This window comes from Rhodococcus sp. NPDC019647, from assembly GCF_044389235.1.
Taxonomy (GTDB): domain Bacteria; phylum Actinomycetota; class Actinomycetes; order Mycobacteriales; family Mycobacteriaceae; genus Rhodococcus_F; species Rhodococcus_F oxybenzonivorans.
Window position 1 is genome coordinate 63,255 of the sequence record NZ_JBIRXS010000035.1, and the last position, 6,080, is coordinate 69,334.

Sequence of the window (6,080 nt, forward strand, 5' to 3'; positions counted from 1 at the left end):
GGGCGGTTAAGAAGTACTCACAGCGAGGACGGTGGCCACCGGGGTCGACGGGCGGCCGATCAGCTTCTGCAGATCGCCGCTCTGCGTGTCGAGGGCGCCGGTGGCTATTCCCGCATCGGAATCGGCGAGCATCTGCGCCACCGGTGCCGGCAAGCCGGCGCCTTCGAGGAGGGCGGCGTACTCGTCCTGCGGGAGGTCCTTGTACGACACCGGGCTACCGACCACCGTGGAGAGGGTCTCGGCCAGCTGTTCGCATGTCAGCCGCTCGTCACCGCCGAGCTCGTACACCGCTCCAGCCTGCCCGTCGGCGATCAAGACGGCGGCGGCCGCCTCGGCGTAATCCTTCCGCGCGGCCCCGGCGATGATGCCGTTCCCTGCGCTGCCGAACAAGGAACCCGTCTCCCGGGCCGTTGCCACAGCGCCCAGGTAGTTCTCCCAGTACCAGCCGTTGCGCAGCAAGGCGAAGTCAATTCCGGATTCGTCGAGCAGATCCTCGGTGGCGCGGTGCTCGGCAGCCAGTCCGAGCGGGCTCTTCTGCGCATCGAGGACGCTGGTGTAGGCAATGAACCCGACACCGGCTGCCTTCGCCGCATCGATGACGTTGCCGTGCTGAATCACTCGTTGCCCGACGTCGGAACCCGACACGAGGAGCAGCTTGTCGACACCACAGAGCGCCTTGTCGAGCGAGGCGCGGTCGCTGTAGTCGGCTTGCCGGACATCGACGCCCTTGCCGGTCAGGTCGGCGGCCTTGGCCGGTGTGCGAACGAGCGCCACGATCTCCCCGGCGGGGGTGCCCTTGTCGAGAAGAGCCTCGACGGCGAGGCGGCCGAGATGTCCTGTGGCACCGGTGACGGCGATGGTCATGGGAACTCCTAGCGTGAGGGTTGTTGTTTCAAGCGCGCACGTCCCATTATGCACTAACTATTTGTAAGTGCAAGCTCGGCGGTAAGCACTTCTCCGTTGAGGGGTAGAGTGGTGTGCATGTCCGAGCTCGAACAGACACCGCGCGAGGGCGCAGACAACCTGGAAGCCGACGTCTTCGCCCGCGGGTGCACCTCTCGCGAAACCCTGCAGACCATCACCGGCCGATGGGGTGTGCTCGCGCTCGCGGCGTTGGCCGAGGGCAACTACCGCTTCAGCGCACTACGCCGACGTGTCGACGGAGTCAGTGAACGCATGCTGTCGCAGACCCTCCAAGCGCTCGAACGAGACGGACTTGTGGTCCGCGACGTACTCGAGGCGATACCCCCGAAGGTGGAATACAGCCTGACACCGCTCGGTGCCGAGATCGCCGGACGACTCGTCGGCCTGATCGAACTGGTCGAGTCGCGGATGCCCGAAGTGTGGGCGGCGCAGCAGAAGTACGCCGAACGCCGGACCGACCAGAACTAGGCGCACATGCACGAAACGAGGCCCGCACAGGATCTGTGCGGGCCTCGTTTCGTGTCGAGGATCAGAAGTTGATCATGTGCCCGGCGAGGCCGTGGATGGCCTCCTGCAGGGCTTCGCTGAGGGTGGGGTGGGTGTGCACGTTGCGGGCCAGCTCGTTGACGGTGAGGTCCCACTTCTGCGCGAGGGTCAGCTCGGGCAGCAACTCGGAGACGTCGGGGCCGATGAGGTGGCCGCCGAGCAGCTCGCCGTACTTGGTGTCGGAGATCAGCTTGACGAAGCCGGTGGAGTCACCGAGGCCGTGCGCCTTACCGTTGGCGGCGAACGGGAAGTTCGCCACCTTGATGTCGTAGCCCTCGTCCTTCGCCTGCTGCTCGGTGAGACCGAAGCTGGCCACCTGCGGCTGGCAGAACGTGGCGCGCGGCATCATCCGGTAGTCCTCGATCGGCAGCGTCTCGGCGCCGGCGATCGTCTCGGCCGCCACCACACCCTGCGCCTCGGCCACGTGGGCGAGCTGCAGCTTCATCGTCACGTCACCGATCGCGTAGATGTGCGGCACCGACGTCGCCATCGTGTCGGTGATCCCGATCGCACCACGATCGGTGAGCTGGACACCGGTCTTCTCGAGCCCGAAGCCCTCCACGCGGGGAGCGAAGCCGACCGACTGCATCACCTTGTCGACCACGACGGTCTCGATCTCGCCGCTCTTGTTGTCCTTGATCGAGACGGTGACCTTGCTGCCGTCGTCGTCGATGCTCTGCACCGCGGCGCCGGTTCTGACCTTGACGCCGAGCTTTTTGTACTGCTTCTCGATTTCCTTGGAGATGTCCGCGTCTTCGTTGGGCAGCGCCCGGTCGAGGAACTCGACGATGGTCACGTCCACGCCGTAGTTCTTCAGGACGTACCCGAATTCCATGCCGATCGCCCCGGCCCCGACGATGAGGATCGACCCGGGAAGATCCCGCGTCATGATCTGCTCTTCGTAGGTGACGACGTTCTCGCTCAGCGAGGTACCCGGCAGCAACTTGGTGGTCGAACCGGTCGCGATGATGGCGTTGTCGAACGTCACCGTCTCGGTGCCACCCTTGGTCAGTGCGACCTCGATGGTGTTGGCGTCGGTGAAGGTGCCCTTGCCGTCGTACTCGGGAATCTTGTTCTTCTTCATCAAGAAGTGGATGCCCTTGACCCGCCCCTCCGCGACCTTGCGGCTGCGGTCGTAGGCAGCGCCGAAGTCGAAGGACGCTTCACCGGTGATGCCGAACAACTTGGCCTCTTTCGTGAAGAGATGCGCAAGCTCGGCGTTACGGAGAAGAGCCTTCGAGGGGATGCAGCCCACGTTCAGGCACACACCACCCCAATACTTCTGCTCGATGATGGCGGTACTCAATCCCAGCTGTGCCGCGCGGATAGCAGCGACGTACCCACCGGGACCGGCTCCGAGGACAACGACGTCATAGTGTGAGGTCACGGTTGTTCAGGGTAGTCCCGTCCGGATTCGGTGTCTCACCTCGGTCGTGTTACCCGCCAGTAGCCCAGACTGCCGCCGCGACACGGGCGAAATTTCCCCCGTATACGGCCTCGATGGAGGGCTCGTCGAACCCCCGATTCCGCAGAACGCGATCGAGAGTCAGCACATCCTCCGGCGGTACCCACTGCAGCGGACCCCACGCCGTATACGCGTCGGAGAACGAGCCCGCATTGTTCGTGATCTCGGCGACGAAGTCCGCGGCGTCGAACGAGTAGTCCGAGCCGATGCCAACGTGCGCGGGACCCACCAGATCGACCGCCTCCTCGATGTGGTCGGCCATCGCCGACAACCGTCGGGCATGGTCGTCCGGCCCATTGACACCCAGAAAGATGCCGACCCCGTTGATCCCGATCACGCCACCCGTCTCCGCGCAGGAGCGGGCCTGATCGTCGGTGATGTTGCGAGGGTGATCCCACAATCGCCGCAGGTTGGAGTGGCTGTAGATCATGGGGCGCTCGGTAACTGCGGCAAGGTCGAGTCCGGTACGTATCGAACAGTGGGAGCCGTCCACAGTCATCCCCACCCGATTCATCTCCCGCACGAGGTCGCGGCCGCAGCCGGTCAGCCCGGTGTCGTGGGCGTCGAGGCAACCGCACCCGGCGGCATTCGCATGGTTGTACGTGGGCAGCAGCGATCGTGTGCCCAGACGGTGAAAATGGGCCACGTTGGCGAGGTCGCCGTCGAGCGGGGCGGAATCTTCCAGGTCGAAGGCGAGCGCGATACCACCGGCACCGCGTATCGCGTCGACGTCGTCGAGCCGCGTCACCAACTCGATGTCACCGCCGGACTGGGCACGAAAGTTCTCGGCGATCGCCGTCGACGCCGCCCTGTCCTGCGGGGAGTACCCGATGTTCACCGACACGTAGCTGCCGGCCGGACGACGGTAACGGCGGAGCTCGTCGATAGTTGCCGACGGCGTCAGCGGCAGGCAGCAGTGCTGCTCCCACAACGGGTACTGCCCGGGTGCACTCACGCCGCCGAGGCTATCCGAGGCCTTCCTGCAACAATGGCCGTCATGACGGATCCCTATCTCTGGCTCGAAGATGTCACCGCTGACCGGTCTCTCGACTGGGTGCGGGAACGCAACGCGCGGACCGTCGGCGAGTACACCGAGAACTCGGAGTTCTCCAAGCTCGAGGCCCGGATCCTGGAATTGCTGGATACCGACGCGCGCATTCCCTACGTCGCCCTGCGCGGTGACTATCTGTACAACTTCTGGCGCGACGGTGAGCACAAGCGCGGAATCTGGCGGCGCACATCCCTGGCGGAATACCGCTCCGAGGATCCGCAGTGGGACGTGTTGCTCGACGTCGACGAACTCGCCGAGCGCGAGGGTGAGAATTGGGTGTGGGCAGGGGCAAGTGTCCTGCGCCCAGCACAGACGCGCGCGTTGCTGTCCTTCTCACGGGGTGGCGCCGACGCGTCCGTGGTTCGCGAGTTCGATCTGGACACACGGCAATTCGTCACAGACAATCCTTTCGACGTCCCGGAAGCCAAGACCAGCATCAGCTGGATCGACGAGGACAGCGTCTACGTGGGCACCGACTTCGGTGACGGCTCGATGACCGATTCCGGCTATCCGAGGATCGCGAAGCGCTGGCATCGCGGTACCCCATTGTCCGAGGCGGTCACCGTGTTCGAGGGCGAGAGCACCGACGTGTCGGTGGGCGCCTCCTACGACGACACTCCCGGATACGAGCGGCACTTCGTCGGCCGATCGATCGACTTCTACAACTCCGAACGGTACGAGTTGTTGCCGGACGGTTCGCTGTTGCGCATCGACACGCCCGACGACGCCGGAACGTCCGTCTACCGCGACTGGCTGACCGTCCGCCCGCGCACCGACTGGGAGGTGGACGGCACCATCTTTCCCGCGGGTTCGCTGCTCGTCACCGACTACGCCGACTATCTCGCCGGCTCGCGGGAATTGACGCCGCTGTTCACACCCGACGAGCACACATCCCTGGAACAGGGCACGTGGACTCGCAACCACCTGCTTCTGGTCACCCTCTCGGACGTGCAGACCAGATTGTCGGTGCTCACGCCCACCGAAACCGGCTGGGACGAGAAGCCGCTCGACGGCGTGCCCGAACTCACGGCCAGCGGTGTCATCAGCACGGATGCGCGCAGCGGGGACAATTTCTTCGTCAACAGCAGCGGATTCACTACTCCCGCAACTCTTTTCTACGGCACCGTCGGCGGACCGCTGGAACCTGTCAAGCAGGCGCCCTCGTTCTTCGACGCCGACGGTATCTCGGTGTCCCAGTACTTCGTCGCCTCGGACGACGGAACGGAGATCCCGTACTTCGTCGTACGCCGCGACGACGCCGACGGTCCCTGCCCCACACTCTTGTACGGATACGGCGGGTTCGAGAACTCGATGGTGCCGGGATACAGCGGGTCGGTCGGCTTCGCCTGGCTCGAACGCGGGGGTGCGTACGTCGTCGCCAACATTCGCGGTGGCGGTGAATACGGCCCGTCGTGGCACACCCAGGCCGTCCGCGAAGGCCGTCACAAAGTGTTCGAGGACTTTGCCGCAGTCGCGCGCGACCTGGTCGCGCGCGGCATCACCACCACGAAGCAACTCGCGGCTCAAGGTGGAAGCAACGGCGGTCTCCTGATGGGCGTCATGCTGACCCGCTACCCCGAACTCTTCGGGGCGATCGTGTGTCAGGTGCCGCTCCTCGACATGAAGCGGTACCACCTGCTGCTGGCCGGGGCGTCGTGGATGGCCGAGTACGGCGACCCCGACGATCCCGAGGACTGGAAGTTCATCAGCGAGTACTCGCCGTACCAGAACACCAGTGCCACCGCCGAGTACCCACCGATCCTGGTGACCACCTCCACGCGGGACGACCGGGTCCATCCCGGCCATGCCCGCAAGATGACCGCCCTCCTCGAGGAGCAGGGCCACGAAGTCTGGTACTACGAGAACATCGAAGGTGGACACGGCGGGGCCGCGGACAACGCTCAGGCCGCGTTCAAGTCGGCGCTGACGTTCATGTTCCTGTGGCGCACACTCACCCGCCCGTGAGTACTTCTCAACCACCCCATGTTAATAAGTACTCACGGCTAGACATCCCAGGGCCGTAAGTTGTCAAGCCGCTTGGGCGATGCGGCGGTGGTCCCAGGCGATGTGTTCGTCGTAGTGGGTGTGGTGGCG

At 64.9% G+C, this 6,080-nt stretch carries 5 protein-coding genes; 2 read left to right on the top strand and 3 right to left on the bottom strand.

Going from position 1 to position 6,080, the window contains the following annotated elements; genetic code table 11:
• Positions 1-6: 6 nt before the first annotated feature.
• A complete protein-coding gene (locus ACH49N_RS34465; RefSeq protein WP_358277171.1) occupies positions 7-864 on the bottom strand; it encodes an SDR family oxidoreductase in 858 nt (285 codons plus the stop codon).
• A gap of 117 nt (positions 865-981) precedes the next feature.
• On the opposite strand from ACH49N_RS34465, the gene ACH49N_RS34470 reads away from it, so the two are divergent.
• A complete protein-coding gene (locus ACH49N_RS34470) occupies positions 982-1,392 on the top strand; it encodes a helix-turn-helix domain-containing protein (RefSeq protein WP_358277169.1) in 411 nt (136 codons plus the stop codon).
• 61 nt (positions 1,393-1,453) lie between these two features.
• Here the strand turns inward: ACH49N_RS34470 and lpdA are convergent, their stop codons facing one another.
• Entirely contained in the window at positions 1,454-2,857 is a 1,404-nt protein-coding gene (lpdA, locus tag ACH49N_RS34475) for a dihydrolipoyl dehydrogenase (protein WP_159920700.1), read from the bottom strand.
• Between the two features lie 49 nt (positions 2,858-2,906).
• Entirely contained in the window at positions 2,907-3,890 is a 984-nt protein-coding gene (locus ACH49N_RS34480; RefSeq protein ID WP_358278815.1) for a membrane dipeptidase, read from the bottom strand.
• Positions 3,891-3,932: 42 nt separating this feature from the next.
• Here ACH49N_RS34480 and ACH49N_RS34485 point away from each other — a divergent pair, with 42 nt between their 5' ends.
• On the top strand, positions 3,933-5,951 hold the full coding sequence (locus ACH49N_RS34485) for a prolyl oligopeptidase family serine peptidase (RefSeq protein WP_358278813.1): 2,019 nt from the start codon (positions 3,933-3,935) through the stop codon (positions 5,949-5,951).
• Positions 5,952-6,080 lie beyond the last annotated feature (129 nt).

Bases quoted from the DNA above. Each gene is read 5' to 3' on its own strand.
- ACH49N_RS34465 (WP_358277171.1), bottom strand. From the start codon at position 864: ATGACCATCGCCGTCACCGGTGCCACAGGACATCTCGGCCGCCTCGCC.
- ACH49N_RS34485 (WP_358278813.1), top strand. From the start codon at position 3,933: ATGACGGATCCCTATCTCTGGCTCGAAGATGTCACCGCTGACCGGTCT.
- ACH49N_RS34470 (WP_358277169.1), top strand. From the start codon at position 982: ATGTCCGAGCTCGAACAGACACCGCGCGAGGGCGCAGACAACCTGGAA.